The sequence below is a fragment of the Terriglobales bacterium genome (assembly GCA_035543055.1).
GTDB lineage: Bacteria > Acidobacteriota > Terriglobia > Terriglobales > Acidobacteriaceae > JAIQFD01.
This window is the reverse complement of the sequence record DATKKJ010000201.1, coordinates 1-2,749: the sequence shown is the minus strand read 5'-3', so window position 1 is coordinate 2,749 and position 2,749 is coordinate 1. Positions and strand designations below refer to the sequence as shown.

Genomic DNA, 2,749 nt, shown 5'->3' with positions numbered 1-2,749 from the left:
CACTTTGCCGCCGCCGACCGTCCCGACGCCGTGCGGCTGGCCGGCAGCGTGAAGCGCGGCGGCGTCGGCGCCTGCTTCCGCATCTGCCAGCAGCCCTGGGCGGTGGTGAAGGACGGCATCGAGGTGGACCGCCGCTTGTTTCCCAGCCGCCAGCTCAGCCGCATCTCCGAGGTCCCGGCCTTCCTCGACGCCGGCGCCGATGTCATCAAGATCCAGGGCCGCAGCCTCCCGCCGGAATCGGTGGGAGTGATCGTGGGGCAGTACCGCCTGGCCGTCGATTCCTGGCGCCAGCGCATACCCCGGCAGTGGACCCCGGCGCAGCTGCCGGCCATGTGGACCGTACAAGGACGTTGAATGCGAAACTTCGAACTCAACACGACCATCTCCAACCTGCGCAGCCTGCGCGAATCCGACCTCAGCTCCTACGACGCGGTCTACCTCGGCAACATCTACTGCCGCCTTTTCGAGGACAACTTCCTGGAGAAGATGGCCGACCTGCGCGAAGGCATCCAGCGGGTGAAGGACCTGGGTCTGCGCGCCTACGTCAGCACCTACGCCGCGCCCCGCAACGACAGTCTCCCCAAGGTCGAGCAGGCACTGGAAACCGCGGCCCAGGCCGGGGCCGATGCCATCGAAGCCCATAACCTGGGCGTCCTGCGAGCCGTCCACGAGCACTTCCCGCAGATGCCGGTGCACATCGGCGGTTACGCCAATGTCTACACCGATGCCGGCGCGGCCGTCCTCCGCGACTACGGCGCCGTGCGCTTCACTCCCAACTACGAGATCAGCCTGGAGGAAGTGAAGAGCATCGCCGCCGCCGCCGGCCTGCCCGCCGAGATCCTGGTCCACGGCAAGATGCCGCTCGGGGTCTCGGATTACTGCTTCCTGCTGGAGTACGAAGACAAGTGGCCGGACAAGTGTCCGGTGCTGTGCCAGAAGGACCTTTTCCTGAAGCAGGGCGACTGGGCCATGCGCTCGGTCGGCAAGGGCGTGCTCAGCGGCAAGGATGTATGCATGCTCGAGCATCTTCCCGCTCTGGCCGCAGCCGGCTGTTCCATGTTCCGTATCGAAGCCGCCTACGAGTCGCCGGCCTACCGCTCCGAGATCGCCCGTCTCTACCGCGCGGCGCTGGAGTCCGTCGGCGAAAGGGAGTCGGTGGTGGAGGAGCCGGCCTGGGAGCTGGTCCGCCGCCATACCGAGGTCGGGCTGTGCAATGGTTTCTATTTCGGGCGCAGCGGCGTGGAATACATCGGCAAAGCCGAATTTGCCGCTAAGCAGGAACCGCCGCTGGTCGTTCTTTCATAAGGGTAGAGACGCTTGTCAGGGCGTCTCATCTATACTTGTTAAGCTGGAGGAAAGCCATGGTTGAATTACTCGCCCCGGCAGGGAATCTGGAGATGGCCAAGGCGGCCGTGGACAGCGGCGCCAACGCTGTCTATGTGGGGGCCCGCGGCTGGAGCCGCCGCCGCGACGCCTATGAGCTTTCCGATGAACAGCTGCACCAAGCCGTCGGCATCGTACACTCCGGCGGAGCCAAGCTGCGGGTCGCCATCAATACCAACATGCAGTCCTCCGAGCTGCCCGCGCTCCTGCGCAAGATGGAGAAGTTCGTCGCCTGGGGCGTCGATGGCGCCATCATGACCGACGTCGGGGCCATCGCCGAGGTGCACCGGCGCTTCCCGCAGCTCGTCATCCACGCCAGCATCGGGGCCAACATCCTCAACAACGAGGACGTCGCCTTCTACCGCTCCATCGGCGTCACCCAGGTGGTGGCCGACACCAAGCTCACCCTGCGCGAGCTGGCCTCGCGCAAGACTTCCCTCGATGTCGGCATCGAGGTCCTTATCCACGCCAACAAGTGCTACACCTACCTGGGCAAATGCTGGATGTCGCCCTACCACCGGCTGGAGCGGACCACCGACGAGTTCGGCAAAGACCTGTTCCGCGGCAGCCCCAACCGCGGCGGCCTCGACTACCGCGTCTGCCTGGAGAAATGGGAGCTCTTTGACGGCAAGAAGCTGCTGGAGCCCGCCGTGGCGCTGAAGAACGATGCCTTTTTCTATCTTGACGACATCCCCCCGCTGATCACGCTCGGGGTCCATTGCCTCAAGATCCAGGGGCGCGAGTATCCGGTGCCTCTGGTCGCCGGCATCGTGCGCTTCTACCGCGAGCTGATCGACGCCTGCCTGGCCACGCCGCCCGAGCGCAAGATCGACCTTGCTCCCTGGCGCGCGCGTCTCGAGGCCATCCAGGCCGAGCGCGACGCCCGCCGCAGCAACATGACCCAGATCCTGCTCGACGAGGCCCGCCAGCCCGTGCCTCGCCGCGCCTAGAAGCAACCCGTACCAGCCCAGAGGCCGTGCATGCCAGCACGGCCTCTTTTGTTCGCTATGTACTACGCGCTATGTACTATGGGCTACTTCGCCCGCTTTCCCGCCTTGGTATCGAGCAGACCGATCAGCGCCTTGCCGACCTCCGGCGTCGGCAGGCTGTTCTTGATCACGAGTTCCTGCGCCTCGACCGCTTTCCCGTAAAGCCGCTTGTTGGCGTCGTTGTCGGCTTCCAGCGAGGCGCCGCCCAGCGACACTCCGGCGAACGCACCCTTCGCTCTTCCGTAGGTGTACATATCGGCCGTGGACGCCGAGGTCGCTCCTGTCGGACCCGCGGCCACGCTCGCATCCGTGCCCAACTTCATCTTGCCCTTCATGACCGCGTCCACGCCCTTTTGCGACATGACCAGCACCACGTA

Annotated in this window: 4 protein-coding genes; 3 read left to right on the top strand and 1 reads right to left on the bottom strand. The window is 65.4% G+C overall.

The window, feature by feature from the left end:
- From VMS96_13285 to VMS96_13275, 3 genes are all read left to right on the top strand, one after another.
- The coding region (locus tag VMS96_13285) for a U32 family peptidase (protein HVP44400.1) at positions 1-354 on the top strand (354 nt) is incomplete at its 5' end.
- Positions 355-1,305 (top strand): peptidase U32 family protein, encoded by a 951-nt coding sequence (locus VMS96_13280; GenBank protein ID HVP44399.1) that lies wholly within the window; start codon positions 355-357, stop codon positions 1,303-1,305.
- A gap of 56 nt (positions 1,306-1,361) precedes the next feature.
- On the top strand, positions 1,362-2,333 hold the full coding sequence (locus tag VMS96_13275; GenBank protein HVP44398.1) for a peptidase U32 family protein: 972 nt from the start codon (positions 1,362-1,364) through the stop codon (positions 2,331-2,333).
- Positions 2,334-2,416: 83 nt separating this feature from the next.
- On the opposite strand, the gene VMS96_13270 is transcribed toward VMS96_13275, so the two are convergent.
- The coding region (locus VMS96_13270; protein ID HVP44397.1) for a lipid-binding SYLF domain-containing protein at positions 2,417-2,749 on the bottom strand (333 nt) is incomplete at its 5' end.

What these genes read in the sequence shown, in the direction of transcription:
- VMS96_13280 (HVP44399.1), top strand. Translation starts at nt 355, where the DNA reads ATGCGAAACTTCGAACTCAACACGACCATCTCCAACCTGCGCAGCCTG.
- VMS96_13275 (HVP44398.1), top strand. Translation starts at nt 1,362, where the DNA reads ATGGTTGAATTACTCGCCCCGGCAGGGAATCTGGAGATGGCCAAGGCG.